Annotated in this window: 8 protein-coding genes; all 8 read left to right on the forward strand. The window is 35.3% G+C overall.

All coding sequences use genetic code 11. The features are described 5' to 3' along the window. Window positions 1-209: 209 nt before the first annotated feature. The 8 genes from MHH95_RS07440 to MHH95_RS07475 all read left to right on the forward strand — a co-directional run bounded on the left by MHH95_RS07440 (window position 210) and on the right by MHH95_RS07475 (window position 19,394). Window positions 210-2,033: an SH3 domain-containing protein gene (locus MHH95_RS07440; protein WP_340726994.1), complete on the forward strand. Its 1,824-nt coding sequence runs from the start codon at window positions 210-212 to the stop codon at window positions 2,031-2,033. Between the two features lie 389 nt (window positions 2,034-2,422). After that, complete coding sequence (locus tag MHH95_RS07445; RefSeq protein ID WP_340726995.1) at window positions 2,423-5,134, forward strand: S-layer homology domain-containing protein; 2,712 nt, start codon at window positions 2,423-2,425, stop codon at window positions 5,132-5,134. 115 nt (window positions 5,135-5,249) lie between these two features. Continuing rightward, entirely contained in the window at window positions 5,250-5,498 is a 249-nt protein-coding gene (locus MHH95_RS07450) for a hypothetical protein (protein WP_340726996.1), read from the forward strand. A gap of 33 nt (window positions 5,499-5,531) precedes the next feature. Next, window positions 5,532-8,321, forward strand: coding sequence for an S-layer homology domain-containing protein (locus tag MHH95_RS07455; RefSeq protein WP_340726997.1), 2,790 nt, complete (start codon window positions 5,532-5,534; stop codon window positions 8,319-8,321). A gap of 191 nt (window positions 8,322-8,512) precedes the next feature. Beyond that, the gene (locus MHH95_RS07460; RefSeq protein WP_340726998.1) at window positions 8,513-11,431 is read left to right on the forward strand and encodes an S-layer homology domain-containing protein; all 2,919 of its coding nucleotides are present in this window, start codon (window positions 8,513-8,515) and stop codon (window positions 11,429-11,431) included. 186 nt (window positions 11,432-11,617) lie between these two features. Then, window positions 11,618-12,280 carry an S-layer homology domain-containing protein gene (locus MHH95_RS07465; protein ID WP_340726999.1) on the forward strand — a complete coding sequence of 221 codons (663 nt, stop codon included), beginning with the start codon at window positions 11,618-11,620 and terminating at the stop codon, window positions 12,278-12,280. A 328-nt stretch (window positions 12,281-12,608) separates the two neighbouring features. After that, window positions 12,609-15,173, forward strand: coding sequence for an S-layer homology domain-containing protein (locus MHH95_RS07470; RefSeq protein WP_340727001.1), 2,565 nt, complete (start codon window positions 12,609-12,611; stop codon window positions 15,171-15,173). Between the two features lie 165 nt (window positions 15,174-15,338). Beyond that, window positions 15,339-19,394 (forward strand): hypothetical protein, encoded by a 4,056-nt coding sequence (locus tag MHH95_RS07475; RefSeq protein WP_340727002.1) that lies wholly within the window; start codon window positions 15,339-15,341, stop codon window positions 19,392-19,394. Window positions 19,395-19,558: the final 164 nt, after the last annotated feature.

Consider the following 19,558-nt stretch of genomic DNA (forward strand, 5'->3'; position numbering starts at 1 on the left):
TCTAATAGATGACTAAATCAATTATAAGTCTATCACGTGAAGAAAATGAACTGATAGGCACATCCTAATATTTTTAATGCAAAAAAAAGTGATTAGCAAGCTAGATAAAGAAACATAAATTATCCACATTTATTATCTGTATTTTTGATAAAATTACTTGGTAAGGATATTAAAGGAATGAGTGGTAAATTTTAATGAAAAAAAGCTTTATGCTATTTATTATAGTTTTATTCGGTGGGATTGGGTTTGCAGGCGATGTAGGTGCAGAGGAAGTGAAGTTTGCCATTATTTCTACTGAGCAAGGGACCAACATGACAGCTACAGCTAATCCGGATGGTATGAAGGTAGCGGTATTAAAACAGGGTGGTCGAGTGAAACTAATACGACAGGAGGATAGTTGGTCGAAAGTTGAATATAATGGTCGGATTGGCTGGGTGAGGAATGAAGCCATTACGCCATTTGCAGAAGACTTATTTTCCATTTACTCGATATATTATAAATTGCTTGAGGGGACAGAGAATCTCGTTTATGCACTAGTGAATGATTTTACGCAAGATGGTATAGAAGATTTATATATCATTGTTGATGCGGATCCTTCAAAAGGACAATATATTGAAAAGATATACAGTGGCAATTCAGTCATATATCAAAAAAACTTAAAACATGGTTTAACCGTATTGAAAGATACGACAGATTATTATTTATTTCATCATGCACAGACAAACTCCGAAAAGAAACTTAAATTATCGGAATTAAATGATCAGGCAAAAACGGATTATTATGAAGCTAGTGAAGGGGAAAGTTCATACGAAATAGTTGCTAATACATATATGCATACTTATTTTGTCGTGCAATCAAGCAATGGAAAACTTTCAGAGCTTACCTTTACACATGAACAGGTAACCTCAAAAGATTTCTATGGCGGAGAAAAAAAGAATGAATATGATGAAACGGTCTATTTAGAAAAATTCCACTTATCAAATGGTGGTAAAACAGTGGAAGTTTCAGAAAAAGAGTATAAGGAATTTTTTGCGAAGTACGAAAAGGCTAAGGGTACAAAAATAATCTACAGTGATGATTATAATTCAGCATCGCTTTCGGATAAATATACGTTTGATTTAAACCGGGCAAAAAATGAATTGCTGAATTTAGCATCTAATGCGACTTCATTGAAGAAGACCGAAATGCTATCCGGAGAAATAGAAACGCTGAAATTAAAGCTTGCCCAATCAGTATTCCTAGAAATGCCTTATGAAAAGGCTGTTTCGCGCAATGCATATACAATGATAAAAAATGTAGAAGAAGGAATGAAATATGGTTTGCCAGGTTATGGAGCTAGCCAATTCACTAAAGGTAACGTGGACTCTCTACAGCCAAATATACAATATATTGATCGGTCACTAATCGAAAATGTTATTGGGGATTTTTATGGAGCAACTATTAATACCGATGAATTTAATGCATTGGCTTTGGATAAGGATAGATTTCTCAATGAAAAGGTGTACCAGTTTCCTGTAGAGGGGGATGAGGGACCATCTGACACATATGTTTACCGACAGTTATTAAGTGTAGATCAGTTCGAAAATGCATATGATGTACTTGGATTTGCTGATTATCAAATGTCTATTGATGTAACCGTAACAGAATCAAACGAACATATGTTAATTGCAGGTGAACAATTGCAGAGAGGTTATGTCGTGTTCAAGCGCCTTCCGTTTAAATCCGGAATGGAATGGGTATATATTGATACTATTTCAAATCTTGATTTAATCGATACTAAAAAGTATCAAGTTTATGAAAATACATTACCGCTATTGCAAAGCTTAATCGCTGAGCAGCAAAATGCAGGGGAAGTTGAGGTAGATCAAACCGAAGAACCGCTCATTGCATCAGCAGCTACTAAGGGAGTAAATGCGGAGATGACTAAGGAAGAAAACGCTGTATCATGGAGTATGATTCTAATTGTATTAGCATTAGTATTAAGCGTATTTGGTGGGGCATATTTATTTTACAAAAGAAAAATTAAAAGTTAATGGTTTGTTTTATGGTGAAGCGGTCTCTTACATAGAGGCGGCTTTTTCGCTTTTTAATAGGAAACATATATACCAGTTTTACCAATTAAATACTTTATAAAGTCAAAAAAATGTCAATAATATAATGTGGAATGAAATTTTAAAGGGATAGATATTATATTATAAAACTAATTATTCCCATGTAAAATAATTATTGGTAAATAATAATACTAGAAAGTTCAGATAATTAAACATTGAATTTAACAGTGTTTGTAAGGTTTTGTTGATATTTAACAAAATAGCATTGACATTAAATTTTCTTACTAATATACTTAAAAATGTTATCGTAATATACGAGACACAAAGTAAGTAAATGATAAAAATTTGTTTTTATTGGAGGAAATCATTCTATGGCTAACCAACCAAAGAAATATACTAAATTCGTAGCAGCTGCTGCTACAGCTACTCTAGTAGCATCTGCAATCGTTCCTGTAGCTTCTGCTGCATCATTCAAGGACGTTGCTGAAACTAACTCACACGCTGTAAACATTGAAGCATTAGTTGAAGCGGGTATCATTAAAGGATTTGAAGATGGTACATTCAAGCCTGGTCAAGAATTAACTCGTGGCCAAGTTGTTAAAATGTTAGGTAAATGGGTAGAAAAACAAGGTTTTGAAATCCCAGCTGACTTCGCAACTAAAGCGCGTTTCACTGACGTAGCTGTAGATGCTAAAGACCAAGAATTAGTAAAGTATGCTGCATTAGTAGCTGACACTGGCGTATTCAACGGTTCTAACGGTGCATTAAATGCAGGCGGCAAAATCACTCGTGAAAATATGGCTCTAGTTTTAGACCGTGCTTTCAAAGCAATCAACGAAACTTCTTTAGTAGAATTAGCTGCTAAAATTGAAGACGTTAAAGTTGCTGACTTAGCTACTGCTAAAGCAGAAGCTCGTGAAGCTATCCAATCATTACGTGACTTAGGTATTTCTGTAGTTGAAAACTTCAACCCTAAAAACACAGTAACTCGTGGCCAATTCGCATCATTCTTAAACAAAACAATCAACACTTCTGTTGAGTTAACTGTTAAAGAAGCAGTAGCAGTAGATGCTAAAACTTTAAACGTTACTTTATCTGATGATTCTACTCATGTAGTTGCATTAGAAAAAGCTTTAGAAGCTAACGAAGCAACTAAAGTAACTTTCACAATCGACGGTAAAGAATATACTGCTACAGTAACTTTCAAAGTTGAAGCTCCAAAAGTAATGTCAGTTAACATCGTTGACGGCGTAACTGTTGAAGTGAAATTCAGCGAAGCAGTATTAAAATCTGATATCAACAACAAAGTATCAATCCAAGGTACAACTTTAGATACAGCTTCTTTATCTGAAGATGGCAAAACTTTAACATTAACTTCAGATGAAGCAATCAACGTTAAAGATGCTGCTGTAGTAGTAGAACCAATCCGTACTGCTAAAGATCGTTTGGTAAAAACTGCTAAATACGTTTCTGTTGTAACTTACAAAGATGAAGTTGCTCCATCAATCGTTTCAGTTAAAGCTGTAACAAAAGGTAAAGCTACAGATGCAGTAGTAGTTACTTTATCTGAAAAAGCTACAATCGGTTCTGCAAAAATTAACGGTACAGATGTAGCTGCTGATAAAATTAAAGTAGAAGGTAAAACTGTTACTTTAGAAGGCGTTACAGTTGAAGCTGGTAAATCTCACACTGTTGAATTATTCAATGTAGTAGATACTGCTGGTAACAAATCAGTTAAAGCTTCAAAAGCATTTGAAGTAACTGTAGATACTGTAGCTCCAACAGCAACAATTGAAGCTGCTGGCGATAACGCTATTTTAGTAACTTTCGATAAAGCAATGAACGTTGAATCAGTAACAAAAGCTTTAGTTAACGGTATTGTTAAAGACGAATTATTAGGTGCTGTAACAAGTGATACTGCAACAGTTGTAGAAAAATCTGACAACAAACAATTCTTAGTAGAATTAAAAGACAACGCAGTTTTCGCTAACAAAGATTCTCGTACATTCACTGTAGTATTAGGCGGTACAATGACTGATGCTTTAGGCAACAAGTTTGCTGCTACTACAAAATCTGTTACATTAACAAAAGATGCCGTTAAACCGGTTGCTACTGGCTATGACATCATTGTTGATGAAAATGGTAAAGTAGAAGAAATCGTTGTAGAATTCAACGAAGCATTAGCTGCTACAGAATCTGATATTAACTTCGCTTCAATTGCAACTGTTGTTAACGCTGAAGGTAAAGTAGATTCTACATTAAACTCATTAACTGGTTCAGTTGAAAAAGGTTCTAAAAAAGTAACTTTCAAGTTCGCTACTCCAGTTTTAGTTGAAGGTAAATTAGCTGTAACATTCAACAAAGACTTAGTAACAGACTTAGCATTAGCTGCTAACAAATCAGATGCATTCAACATGACATTTGACTTTGGTACTGTTAAAACTTCAACTGAATTTAAAATGGATGCAGGTTCATTCGATACAACTTCTGCTGATACAATTAAAGTTACTTTCCCAGAAGCAGTAAAAGGTGGCGCAGTAGCAGGTTCTGCAACTGATTTAGCTAACTACACATTAGATGGTAAAGCATTAACTGGTGCTACAATTACGATCTCTGCTGACAATAAAGTAGCAACAATCAAATTAGCTGAAGGTACAATTACTGCTGACAACAAAACAGCTGTAATGAAAGTTTCAAACGTTCAAAACTTAGCAGGTACAAAAACTGTTAAAGCTTATGAGCAAACAATTGCTGTTCAAGATACGAAAGCTCCAGAATTAACTTCTGCTGTAATCGTTGATAACGCAACAATCGAATTAACATATAACGAAGCAGTTCTACCAGGTGCTTCATTCGCTTCTGACTTCTCATTAATCGTAGATGGTCAAGTTGCTGAAGCTACTTTAGCTACTGCTACACCAGTTGCTGGTAAAGAAAACACTATCCGTGTAACTCTTTCTAAAGAAGTTAACTTCTCATTAGTAGATACAGTAGCTGTAAAAGTTATCGGTAATGCATCTGTTACAGATAAAGCTGAACGTAAAAACGCTCAAAAATTAAACATCGAAGTAAAAGCTAAGTAATATTAGTAAATATTCGATTAGAACTCTCTCTATTTTAAATAGAGAGAGTTTTTTTGTGAGAAAATTTGTAAAATATAATATAATTCTATACAATATTTACTATGGAGGGATTAATATGCATTTTTTTAGTCAATTGAAAATAAACGGACTTTTAATGGAAGCTCAAGGTTATTTTCAAACAAAAATGAACGTCCTGGAAATTCATTGTAAAGAAACAATACCGCTGTTTAAAAATTTGAAATATGAAGAAGTAATTGTAGAAGAGTTCGTTTTAATTGATAACGATAAGACAGTTTACTCTGATGATTCAAATCTAGTAATCTCAGAAGTTAGTCATAATCAAATAAAGTTATTACATATATAAAACTATAAACTTATAAAATTGGAGGAATTACATATGAAAAAAAATACTAGATTTCTAGCATCAGCAACCGCTGTTGTTCTAGCATCTACTGCAATTATTCCAGTAGCTAGTGCAGCATCATTTTCAGATATTAAAGGAAGCGGTCATGAAAATGCAATTACTTCATTGGCAGAACAAGGGATCATTGGTGGCTATCCGGATGGTACGTTTAAGCCTAATCAAAATTTAACACGTTCAGATGTGGTAAAGCTTTTAGGGAAATATTTAGTGTCGTTAGGTCATAAGGTACCGGAAGATTACAAAACTAAAATGCGCTTTACCGATTTAACGGCAAAATCTCAGGATGAACTTCTACAGTATGCGGCATTAGTAAAGGATGTCGGTGTATTCCAGGGTAGTAATGGTGCGCTTATGCATCGTGATCAGTTGCGTCGTGACCAAATGGCAACTGTTTTAGTGCGTGCTTTTAAAGTTATTAATGAATATGACTATGTAACGCCAATGCTCGATTCGGAATATAGATCAAATATAAGTGACTTATCACGTACATCAGATGAGCATCAGGAGTCGATTAAAACGCTTGCTTATCATGGTGTTACGAAACAATCAACATATAACCCGAAAGACCCGACAAAGCGCGGACAATTTGCTTCTTTCTTATACAATATGTTGCTAGTGGATGTACCACAGCCAGAACCGGAAAAACCGATCTTAACGATTAAGACAGTAGAAGTCCAGGCAGCAGATAAACTGCGTGTTGTTTTATCGGATGACAAAGCGTATATTGTAACATTAAAAACGCCATTAGTAGAAAATGTTGAAACTGAAGTAACATTTGAAGTAGGAGAACAAAGTTTCACCACAAAGGTGAAATTCGAGGTGCCAGATTTAAAAATTTCTTCTGTTACAAATCCAAACGGTGGGCAAATTGCGATAGCATTCAATCAACCTATTAAACTGGATGCAGAGTTAAATACAGCGGCCATTAATAAGATTGTTACAGTAACAGGTATTGATCGCCTTGGACAAGTACAATTATTAAAAGGACAACTAAGTGAAGATAAGCGTACATTAACAGTAACAATTAATGCGACAACAGGGATGGAAGGTCGCTATCGTGTTGTTGTAAATGGGGTTGAATCAACTACGGCTAAAAAACTTATAAAGTACGATGATATTACTACTTTTGTGGCGGATAAAACAGCACCGACAGTATTAAAATCAGAAAATGTTTCGGCGACGAAAGCTAAAGTGATTTTTAGTGAACCGATTAAAAAGTCCTATGGGATTGTAACTTACAAATTAGCTAATGGAACGCCTGTGTTAAATGTAAAAGAAGGGGCACTTAATAATGTAACAGAAGTAACATTCGACTTATCTGCAGCTACTGCAAATGGACGTATTTTAGATCCAGGAACAACGGTGTATGTTACCTTTCCGACAATTTTAGATACAGCAAATAATTTATCTTCACCAAATCCTTTAACGGCACATATTACAAAAGGGGATAAAGATGGTGTCGCACCAACAATTACGAATGTTACCCAGCTCGGTGCGAAAAAGTTTAAATTAACATTTACTGAGGAAATTCGCTTACCGGTAAATAATGAACTTGCTGTTGTTCAAGGAAATGTCAATAATGCAATTGAAAAAATTGAACAAGATCCTGCCGATACGAAAAGTGTCATTGTCACAACGAAAAATGCTTTAACAGGTTATGTAACAATTTCTACGACACCTGGACAATATATTAAAGATTTATCAGGAGAAGTAAATACCTTCTCGACTGCATTTAATTTTGTCGTTGATACGACAGTACCGACTGTTATTGCTACAACTGTAGTGAAAGATCAGGGGGTAGAATATTTAGAATTTACATTTGATCGAAATATCGATATACCGGTCGGATCCAAGGTATCCATTACAGGAAGCTATATTCAAAATAATTTATCATACCCGCTGCAGGGAGATTTTATTGCAGATATTCATCAATCTAAAAATCTAGATAATGTTGCTCGAGTAAGATTAAGTTACCTATTAAATGAAACAGATTCAAAAAAATATGCAAATCATACATTTTCAGTAAATGCTAACTTTACAGGGGTTCGTAGTGAGCATGGGCAAATTGTAAATAATATTAATAATTTTGCATTTACACGTGGTTATGATTCATTACAGACACAGGAAGTATTAACTGTAAGAACTGTTGAAACATCAACATTCCCTTATTTAAATAACAGTATTCCAAAAAATACAATCGCCATTACTTTTAATACGAATGTAGACGCAGCATTGGCACGAGATATTTCAAATTATAGTCTTGGTGGCATTACGATTAACAGTGCGGATGTACGTTTTAATGAGCCAAATAAAGTGTATTTAAATATACAACCAGGTACGGTTGCTGTAGATTATTCAGAGTATCTGATTATAAATAATTTACGTGCAGCTAACTCAATTGTACAGATGGCCCCTTATACACAGTTAGTTGCATTTAAAGAAAATATAGCACCAACCATTTCTAGCATTACAGTGAATGCGAATGGTAATAATGGAAATTCGAATACACTTCATATTTCATTTAGTGAGCCAGTTATAAATGTATTAAGCAATGCTTTTGATATTAAAATAAATGGTGAAGTTGCTAGGGGAATAGTCGTTTCTCCAGGTAATAATAATATGGAGTATACAATTGCATTTCCAAATAAGCTAAATACTACTGATAATGTTACATTATCTTTAACAAATAACTCATTAATCTCTGATAATGCAGGTAACAGGTTAGAACAGTTAACACCATATACTGTCCCTGTTTGGTATTGATTTTAAATTTCTAATATTTGGAGCATATCTATTTCAATAGATATGCTCCTTTTTCGGTTTTATAATACTTTAAGACTAAAATATTTAAAAATAGTTTATTTTCTAACAATTAGTGGAATCGCATACTTTGTAAGCGTTTTAGTACAATTACAGTAATTTTACTGTGTTAGAATACTAGGAGGTTAATTACTATGAAGAAAAAGTACCGAAAATTTGTAGCATCAGCCGCAACGGCCACTTTAGTTGCCTCAGCAATTGTTCCTGCAGTAAGTGCAGCCAGTTTTTCCGATACAGCAGGAAATACACATGAATTAGCCATTGAGTCCCTTGTCAGTCAAGGAATTATTTCAGGATACCCGGACGGGACATTCAAGCCTAATCGTACATTAACTAGATCAGACGTGGTGAAATTATTAGGTAAATACTTAGTATCACAAGGGTATAAGGTACCCACAGATTATAAAACAAATATGCGCTTTACCGATTTACGCAGCACATCACAGGATGAGCTTTTACAGTACGCTGCATTAGTTAAAGATAATGGTGTATTCAATGGAAGTAACGGCAGATTACTACCAAACGATTCTATTACACGTGAAAATATGGCAGTTGTTTTAGTGCGTGCCTATACAAACATTAATGGTTTTGACTATGTAGGTCATGTACAGAAGCAAAATTTCAAAGAAGATGTTGTCGATTATAATGCGGCGAAAGCAGAGGCTCGCTCAGCCATTAGAGTATTGGATTACTATAATGTGACAGGTGTACCAAACTTTAATCCAAAAGGCTTCACTACACGCGGTCAGTTTTCATCATTCTTATTTAAATTGCTGCAAGTAGAAGCACCAGAATCAAATTTCAAAGCAGTAGAAGTAGTTGATGCCTCGACATTAAGAGTTACGCTTGAAGATGATACTGTTCATACAGTGAAATTAGATACGGCTCTAGAGGAAGGTAAGGAGACAACCGTTACTTTTGATATTGCAGGAAAAAAATATACAGCCACTGTAACTTACAAAGCAAACTTGACAGTGAAAACTGCGGAAGTGACGGGAGCCAATACATTAAAAGTAACATTAAGTGATAATTCTGAGCATAACGTTACGTTGGAAAACAACCTTCCTGAAAATGAGGAAACAACTGTTTCGTTTAAAATTGATGGGAAAGATTATACAGCAAAAGTTACGTATACCGTGACAGAAGTGAAAGTGGCTTCAGCAAAAGCGCTAAATGGCGGTCAAGTAGAAATTAAATTTAACCAAAGAGTAAATCTCCCAGCTAACTTAACACAATCTCAAATAGCGAGCTACATTACTATAACAGGTGTAGATAATTCAAATCCGATTGCTTTTACACAGGGACAATTAAGTGAGGATGGTCGTACTTTAACGATTTCAACAAATGGAGTGGCAGCATTATCAGGTCGCTATGTCGTAAAAGTAAAAGATGTGAAAAATACAACAGGTACATCGGTAACACCATATGATGAAATAATCAACTTCGGAACAGATACGGTTGCGCCTACATTGATAAGCACAGTCAATAGAGATGCCAAAACAGTCCGCGTCACATTCTCGGAACCATTACGTTCATTTAGTAATAGTAGTATTACATTTAAGCTGGCAAATGGAACGAATGTAACGGGTATTACCGGAGATATTGGAACAGGAAATTGGTATGCAGATTTTGATTTATCGAATGCTATGGTAAATGGACAACCACTGGCTGCCAATACGCCGATTACTGTAACTTTTGCAGGTTTACGCGATATTGCAGGGAATTTTAGTTCACCAAATCCATTAACTACTAGTTTTACAATGGGTGGGGCTGATGGTGTGAAGCCGACACTTACAAGCATTTCACAAACAGGGCCTAGAACGTTCAAACTGACATTTTCAGAGCGTATTCGTAAGCCAGCAATTGCAGATTTAGAATTACGGTTAGGTACTTCTATTAATCCTATTACTGCTATTGATGAGGTTCCTGGTGACAATCGATCATTTACGATTACTGCCACATCTGATTTGAATGGCGTATACAATATTGGAACAGCTCCTGGGAGAACAATTACGGATATTTCAGGGGAAACGAATACATTTGCCAATACACATTCATTTACAATCGATAGTGCTGCTCCGGAAGTAACAGCTACAACAGTAACTAGAGATGGAAACTTCGAATATTTGGATATTACATTGAATAGGGATGTAAGTTTAATTGCAGCATCACGTGTAACCGCTTCAGGTAACTACGTAAAAGGCGGGGTTACACATACATTCAACGGAACAGCAACAAACCTTGCATATAGAGACAATAATAATCGATCAGTATTGCGTGTGAAGTTAGACGATTTATTAGGCGATGGCGATGCCGATAACGCTACTTATAATGTAACATTATCATTTACAGAATTGAAAAGTGCATATGGTGTCAATGCCGGAAATAAGGCTGTGACTTTCCAGCGTACAACAGATTATGCAAACAATAATAATGTACTAGAAACACCAGCTGTCACAACATCAACGACAGATCCAACATTAACTAACGATCAAGTAAGATTAATGTTTAATCACGATCTTGATGCGAATACAGCAGCTATAGCAAGCAATTATTCTATCCCAAATGCTAGAGTTACGCATGCGCAAGTATCAAGTGGGGCATTAAATACAGTCACTTTAACACTGGCACCTAATGAAACAACGTCAACAGGTCCACGTAATTTACTTATTAGTGGTGTGAAGGCGAAAGATTCAGTTGCATCACAACCAAATTTAACAGCAGAAGTGAGTTTAAAAGAAAATATTCGCCCAGTACTAAATGCAGCAGCATTCCTATCAGCAAACCAAATTGAACTGACATTTAGCGAAAATGTAAGCGGACTGGGTACTGATTCATTTGTAGTTGAAAATGCTTCAGGTACAGCGCTCTCCATTGCAACAGTAGCTTCATCAACTACAGGCAATAAAGTAACGGTTACATTAACGGATAACCTTACAGCAGGTACAACCGTAACTGTTAAAAAAGGTGCTGGGGTAGGAACTGTAAAAGATGAAGCGGGTAATCCGATAGTGGATACTTTTAATATACCAACATCTTTAGTGAGTAATTAATATTTATAGAAATAGGATAAAGCTCTACCTTGAAAAACCAATTTCCTCAATAGTAAATTGGTTTTTCTTTTTTGTACCAGCCAATTTGTTACTACATCGGGAAAAGTATAGAAAGTACAATATACATTTATAGGGAAATGTATTGTATAATTGCGCTAATGCGTTTATAGAAAGGAAATATTAGAGATGAAAAGAATATTTTACACATCCATTATTACTCTGGCTCTCGTAGTTGCTACAATTATTCCGTTAACGGGATTGTCTGTTGAAGCGTCTACTAAAAATCCCTTTACTGATGTGAAAGAATCCAATTCACATGCAAAAGCTATTTTAAACTTATATAATAATGGAATTATTACTGGAACGACAGCAACTACCTATGAACCGGGAAAACCGGCGACACGTGGAGAAGCAGCTCTATTTTTAGCAAATGCGCTAGGGCTAAGGGTAATTGCCGATCAGAAAACTTTGTTCAAAGATGTTCCTTCATCAAGCAAATACTATGATGCAGTAACAGCATTATCAAAAGCAGGGATCGTCAATGGATATGGTGATGAATTTAGACCAAATGTAACTTTAACACGTGCTCAGTTAGCAAAAATGTTAACGATAGGTTTTGAATTACAACAATCTACTCAGACGAAAACGAAATTTATGGATGTCAATAAACTTACTGATGAAGCGACAAAAAAGTATATTCAAACGTTAGTAGATTACGGAATTACAAAAGGTACGACAGCCACTACTTTTAGCCCGAATATGAAACTGACGCGCGGGCAATTGGCAACATTTTTATATAACGCAATTGAGGCTAAATCAGAGGACTTAACAATTATTAGTGTTGAATAGATTTTGAAAAAGACTCTTGAGAGAAAATAGGCTCAAGTGTCTTTTAGTGTGAGAAATTTTATTTAGGGTGGAGGGAATTAGATTCTCTGCGCGGAAAGTAGACCAATACTCCGTAAGTAGAAATTACCACAGAAATAATCCCGCTCTTTTCAAACTAAGCAAAACATAGCAACTGATTCAACTATTACCATCGCACTATACTAGCCTTCATGCTACACTTTAAATGAAATATTACTATTCTATTAAAAATTGTATTATTCAATGAAATAACAGGGAATATTCGGTATAATTTATAACGTTATTGAAAAAAAGGAGGGAATTCGTTCTAATGTCTAAAATTAAATCAGCACTGTTAGCCTCGCTGTTATTTTTCTCTACTGCATTACCTGGTGCAACTTATGCAAACGTAGAAGGAACAGTCGAATCTGAAAACCCAACGGTACAAATTCCACAAACTACTACAAATCAAACGACAAGCTCCGTTGAAAATACTGTCGAACAACAGGATACAGTGACGGCTGAAAAAGAGGCGACATCAAGTTCCACTGAAGTACAGCCTGAACAATCGAACAGTCCAACACCAGCTCAGCCTGAAGCAACAACACCTGAAAAACCAGCAATAACGGAAGAACAGGACGCTTCTGAAAGTACAGAGCAATCAACAGCAGATACAGAGCAAAACAATACAACAGAGCAACCAGCTAAAGCGCAACAAGCAGGCTCTCATTTAACGGTTAAGCAAAAACTTGCAGACGTTCCAAATAGCTTTTGGGCAAAAAATGAAGTAATGCAACTTGTTGAAATGGGTGTTATCGGCGGTTATCCGGATGCAGAATTCCGTCCAAACTTAAATATTAACCGTGGCCAGGCAGCAAATCTTTTTAAAGGCGCACTAAAGCTTCCTGACGCAAAATATCAAAATAAGTTTTCGGATGTTAGTAATAAATCGAGTTTTTTACAAGGGGTATTCTCTACATATAATGCAGGTATTTTCGGTGGTAAACCGGATGGTCGCTTCGGTGTATCAGATGCATTAACTCGTGAACAGATGGCAACTACTTTAGTACGGGCATTTGACTTAAAAGATACTGGAGCAACATTAACATTCAAAGACTGGAACAAAATTAGTGAATCACATCGTGAAAATGTAAAAATCCTTGCTCAGCATGGTATTACTACAGGTCGTGAAGACGGTACATTCGATCCGAAAGCAACTGTAAACCGTGTGACTTTTTCTGTTATGCTTCACCGCGCACTAGTTGCAACAAATAAAATCACAAAAAATGAATATACAGTACAAGCAGCGGATGTTTCAAAGACTTTTAAAATCAATCGTACAGAAATGAATTTTGTGCAAGTAACATCTGATACAAATCCTCTTTATCTTCGTTCAACAGCACCAATTGCATTTAAAGGAACAACGACTGAAACTTACGGTGTTGCAAAAGATACGATTTATAATTATGCAGTCGGCAATCAAGGTGCAACTGTTAAGGTGACAATCCGTGCACTGGAAAACGGTGATGACTTTGTATTTACGACTTTAACTAATAAAGGCAGCTCAAAATTAACAGTGGATTTATTCCATAAAGCGTCAAATGTAACGAATTATCGTTTATACCGTTATGATCGCTTCCCGATTTCGAAAAATGCAAATGATGTATTTGGCTATGATTCCTCTTCATACCCTACAGGTCTTATGCGGATTATGTCGAACGAAAAGCTGGCAACAGATCGAATGGTAGGACAAGCTTATCGCTCAAAGCAGTTGACACAAAGCTATAAAGATACAGGCGGTACAAGCTATATGCGTGACCTGCAATCAGAATATGAGGCATATTCTTACGCGCTGTTAGGTGAAGAACTATTTAGCTTCTATACGTTAGCGTCAAATGGAAATGATATTGTTGATACGTGGTATATGGATTCAAACGAGCGATTATTTAAAACGGATGAAAATATGAATGGTTGGATGCTTGAAACAGCCCTAAACTATAAAAAGCGTAACAGCTGGTATACTGCAGAAGGTCCATTTAATAAAATGGCTACAACAACAGAGCCAATGCCAAAATCTTATCAAGGATTTGGACGTAATCTACTACTAGTTAAAGAGGATCGAGCGCTTGTATTATTTAAAGAACAAGGCGATCGTTATTTTGCGAACGTAGTGAAAAACTCATTTATCAGCTTAGATAAATTTAAAGGTGATGCACCTTATTGGAAGACAGAAGTAACAAGTACGTATTTAAAGAACTTGTACGATATAACAGCACCCTTTATCGACACTCGCTTCAATGAGCAAATTGCGTTATTCTATTATAATTCTGGTGCAGAGTTTAATATCCCTAACTATAAAGAACCGTTACGCAATTACGCTGACCTTTTAGCATCTCGTAAAGCGGCAGGACATGTTATAAATATTAATAGCAATGCTTATTATATTTCGGATTACTTCCCGGTTAATCAGCAAGTAACGACACATGCTTCCATGAACCATTTACTTGGTGGAATGAATATTTTACTTTTAGCTTATCAGGAATTCCAAGATGCAAAATATTTAGAAGCCGCAACAGCAGTTAGCCGTGCATTACAGATCGAGAAAAATAAATGGATCCGTGCAAACGGTGATATTTGGTACCGTGTCAATGCAAAAGGTGAATTTGCTGGTGACGATTACCAGCATTTAACGCTTGAAGACTTAATTAACTCATATAAATACTGGAAAGATGTGGATCCTTCACAATTACCATTATATGAAGAAATGATTATTTCGAAAGCAAATTATTTATCGGTTAATCAATATGGCTATACGATGAAAATCAAAAATGGTCTTGAGGAAATCGGAATGTCTGACTATTTACCAGCAGGCCAATTATATACAGACGCATTATAATGAAGGAACACCTATTCTTAATTGGATAGGTGTTTTTTTGTTTACATAGCTGACTGCTTCTACATTCTTCATGGATATATTACCTAAATATTTGTGAAAATTTGCCGATAGTTAAATTAGAATTATGTACTATGGCGAAGTACCCGTGAAGGAAGGGATTACACGATGAAGAAAAACTTAAAGGTAGGCTTAATGGCTGGTCTATTAATTACACCAGCAATTATCGCACAAGCTGGAGAAGTACAGGCGAGTGAAACGCCAACACCATATAATGTAGTGGCCTCCATTACCGCAGAAGATTTATTAAAAGGTTTTAAAATAGTAGATGAAGAATCAGCAGCTGCGAAACTCACTCAAGAAAGAACCATCTACAATACATATAAAGATAAGGAAGAATATGCAGAGGTTATGCCAATAATCGATGCAAAGCTAACGTATTTAGAAAGCTTTCCTCAATTAAAGCAAGATGCGGCAATAGTCAAAAATCTAATTTCAAAATTAACGAATACTAATAAAAATTTAGTAGCGGATAGAAGAGCAGCACAGGATGTACTTGATAAATTAATGATGGATTTAGAGAATAATTCTATTGAATTAAGTAACGCCGTAAGTAGTCATGAAGGAACTTTTTTAGAAACATTGCTCTACTACGATGAAAAAGGTCAAACGGATTTTGTCACTAAATATGTTACTCAGGCCTCTTTAAGTAGTTTAGAGTCATTTGAAGAACAAGCATTAAAAATTGACCTATTTATCCAAGAATATATCAGTCCAATAACGACATCTGAAACAGATTCTTTTAATAAGGAAAGCTATATTATTGCTGTTGCAAATGCTAGGACTGCATTTAATGAAATAAATGATTCAACTTTTAAAAATGTATTGAAAGTCCAAATAGTAGAAAATAATACAGGGATAGAACAATATATAAAAAATGCAGAGTCTGATATTAAAAAGTCGCAAACGGTGGAAGATAAAATTACTGATTTAGTTCAAAATCCGCCAACTACTGTCACATTTAATTCAAAGGTAAATGCGCTTGTTAAGGAATATGAACAATTAACGGATGTTCAAAAAAAGTTAGTATTAAATGCGGATGAATTAAAACCATTTGCAACAGTTTTAATTGTAGTAAACGAAATCAGCAGGTTATCTAAATTACCTGCAAATACAGAGGAATTCCGTGAAGAAGTAGAAAAAGTAGAAAATCTTTATAATGCCCTCGATCCTCTTGATATTCGACTTGTAGTGAACTTTGACAAATTAGTAGAAATGACAAAGGCTATTGAAAGTGCAGTAAAAGTCGAAGGGGAAATTACAAAAATTGATACAGCAACATATGAAGAGAAGAGTTCTATTGTTGCAGATGCAAGAAAAGCGTATAATGCATTATCTGCAATAGATCGTAAATATGTATTAAAAGATACATTAGATTTACTCTCATCCTGGGAAAAATCTTCATCCACTGCAGCCAATATTATCAAGCAAATTGATGCAATTAAAACAGAAGTGTTTGCGAATATGGATGATGAAAAGTTAGCAGATACAAGAAAAATATCGGCAACAACTGGTTTTGTGACAAAAGTTCGTACAGCAGAATCTTCGTATGCAAAAATTAAGGCAGAAGAAGGAAAGACTTCGACGGAGCAAGAGCTTGTCACGAACCGTGCTCGACTTGAAGCATTACTGCCAATTGCGAAGGTTGCCGACCAAGTTGTCACATTAAAAGTAACAAGCGAAACATATGCGGATGATTTAATAACAGTACAAGGTGTATTGAACACATGGGATACATTTAAAAGTGCAGTTCCACCAACTGATGCACAAAATATTGAAAAGCTTCACGTATTTTTGAAGTCTTACTTAAAAGCACAACAAACTGAGCACGCAGTAGCTGTTCAATTGGATGCCGATATTGTAGCGTTGCAAAATCCGACTTCTATTGATTTACAAAAAATCGTTTCAGTACGTGAAACTTATAATTCCCTATCCGCAAATGGCAAGCGTTTAGTAAAAAATATAAAAGTGTTAACTGATATAGAGAGAGCAAACAAGGCTGCCCTAGATACAATTAAGGCAATTGATGCTATTGATGTAGATGCCAAAGACTTTGCACGTAAAACAACTATAGCTGAAGCATCATTTAATAAACTATCAGATATAATGAAGGCAACTGTAACTAATGCTACAAAACTAGAAGAGCTTTTACCAATCGCAAAGTTAATGCAGGAAATAGATGCAATACGTCCGACTGCGACGGATTTCAAAGAAAAGCTATCAACGGCTCAAAATAAGTTTAATCAATTATTAAATTCATATACTGCACCGGAAGAGCCAACAACTGATTTAGATATTGTTAAAACAAAGCTACTAACTGACTATGGCAAGAAATTATTAGACTTCCAAGGTATTATTACATCTGCTTCTACTATAGAACAAAGAATTGATGCGTTAAAAACAAAATCCGGCGAAGTATTTATGAAAGATTTAGCAGAAGTTTCAGCTGTATATAAAGCACTTGATTCAACAGTGAAGCGCAGTGTTAGCAATGCAAAACTTTTAACAGAGTTGGAACGGGACTACAAAGCATCATTACGTGTCATTGATCAGATTGAAAAGTTACCAGTTCATACAGATCGTACTTTTTCAAGTAAAGTAGCAGCAGCACAAAAAGCTTATGACCGCTTAACAGATAAGCAAAAGAAAGATGTTTATAACTATGTATTAAAATTACGGGATATTTTAAAGGTTGCAGATTTGATTGACCGTATTGAAAAATTACGTGTAGGATCAAAAACATATGAAACAGATGTAGCTGCATTACGTGCGGAATACTCAGTATTGTCAACGGTTGAGCAAGAATTAGTACACAATATTACAAAACTTACAACAGCTGAATCAGGTGTTTCTAGTGCAAAAGAAGTTATGGCATTAATCGATATCGCAATTCCAACTGCAGAAGGTTATATGGAAAAATTAATTGCAGCGCGCAACGGTTATGACAGTTTATCAAAATCTGATCAAAAGCTCGTTATAAACTTTAAAGATTTAACGACTCGCGAACGTGCAGTGAAGCCTGTATTAAAATTGGATGCAGATATTTTAGCTTTGGATCCATCTAATGCACGTACCTTTATCTCAAAATACAATGCAGCTGATAAGGCGTATGAAAAATTGTCGATGTCAGAGCGTTCATTGCTATTAAATACTGAGAAGTTTTTAGGCGATTTCACTTCAATATTTAAAGTAATGAATGCGATTAACTCGATTAAGCCGTCGAGCAAAACATTTGTTGAGGAAACACAAGCGGCAAGAGCTTTATTTAATACATTGCCAGCGAACTTAGCGACACAAATATCTAATTTAGCGACATTGCAGGAGCATGAACTGAATGTAGAAGGTGGCGCTAAAGTAGATGCAATGATTCGAGCTTTGAATACAGTACCCCCAAATGAATTTATCTCGAAAATAAAAGAAGCGCGCGAAGCCTTTAAATCGTTAAATTCTGCAAACAAAAAAGGTGTTACTTTAGAATCTGAACTAAAAGAGCAAGAGAAGTATATTAAGCCGATTGAGGCAGCGATTAATGCAATTGAAGGTTTAAGCAATCCAAGAAATGATTTAAGTCGTCAATTTAACACAGTTAATAATGCGTTGAAAAAATTGGATGACAAACAAAAGCAATACGTTTCTAACATGGACCAATATTCAAATTTATCTAATGTCATTCACGTTTACACATTAATTGCAGGCTTGAAGCCGAATGATAAGTACTTCCAGGGAAATATGGAAGCCGCAAAGCTGGCGTATGATAGATTATCGGAAGAAGAAAAACTAAAAGTTACAAACTACTATAAATTACAGCAGGCTGTCCTTGATATGACAGAAGTTCAAAAAGTGACGACAATTATTGCGTCATTAAATTCTACTTCAAGTAACTTCGAAACAGATGTTACGGAAGCATTAGCTGCATATAAAGCTCTTCCTTCAGGATCGAAGCGTCAAGTATTGAACTACTCGGATTTGCAGCAAGCTGAAAAAGATTTAAAGGCAGCACAACGTGTCATTAAGCAAATTGATGATTTGGATTCAACGTTAAGAACATATGCTACAAGAGCAAAATCAGCAAAAACAGCTTACGAACGCTTAACAGTAAATCAAAAAGCATTAGTGAAAAATTACAACAAACTACAGGCGGCTATTTTTGATTTAGGACTGTAAGAGTTTTAGCTTAATAGATTGGAATTTTTTACTTGTAATCTTTTGAAAAATTGATAATATAAAAAAGTGTTACAATACCTTTTGCGTTATTCGTAAAAGGTATATTTTTTTGTTCTTTAAGGAAGAAAAGTGAGAAAGTAATAGATAATGGCAGTGCGAATAAT

Source organism: Solibacillus sp. FSL K6-4121 (genome assembly GCF_038002585.1).
In the GTDB taxonomy this organism is placed as follows: Bacteria; Bacillota; Bacilli; order Bacillales_A; family Planococcaceae; genus Solibacillus; species Solibacillus faecavium.

Coding starts and splice junctions, on each gene's coding strand:
- MHH95_RS07470 (WP_340727001.1), top strand. CDS start 12,609: ATGTCTAAAATTAAATCAGCACTGTTAGCCTCGCTGTTATTTTTCTCT.
- MHH95_RS07465 (WP_340726999.1), top strand. CDS start 11,618: ATGAAAAGAATATTTTACACATCCATTATTACTCTGGCTCTCGTAGTT.
- MHH95_RS07460 (WP_340726998.1), top strand. CDS start 8,513: ATGAAGAAAAAGTACCGAAAATTTGTAGCATCAGCCGCAACGGCCACT.
- MHH95_RS07455 (WP_340726997.1), top strand. CDS start 5,532: ATGAAAAAAAATACTAGATTTCTAGCATCAGCAACCGCTGTTGTTCTA.
- MHH95_RS07440 (WP_340726994.1), top strand. CDS start 210: ATGCTATTTATTATAGTTTTATTCGGTGGGATTGGGTTTGCAGGCGAT.
- MHH95_RS07450 (WP_340726996.1), top strand. CDS start 5,250: ATGCATTTTTTTAGTCAATTGAAAATAAACGGACTTTTAATGGAAGCT.
- MHH95_RS07445 (WP_340726995.1), top strand. CDS start 2,423: ATGGCTAACCAACCAAAGAAATATACTAAATTCGTAGCAGCTGCTGCT.
- MHH95_RS07475 (WP_340727002.1), top strand. CDS start 15,339: ATGAAGAAAAACTTAAAGGTAGGCTTAATGGCTGGTCTATTAATTACA.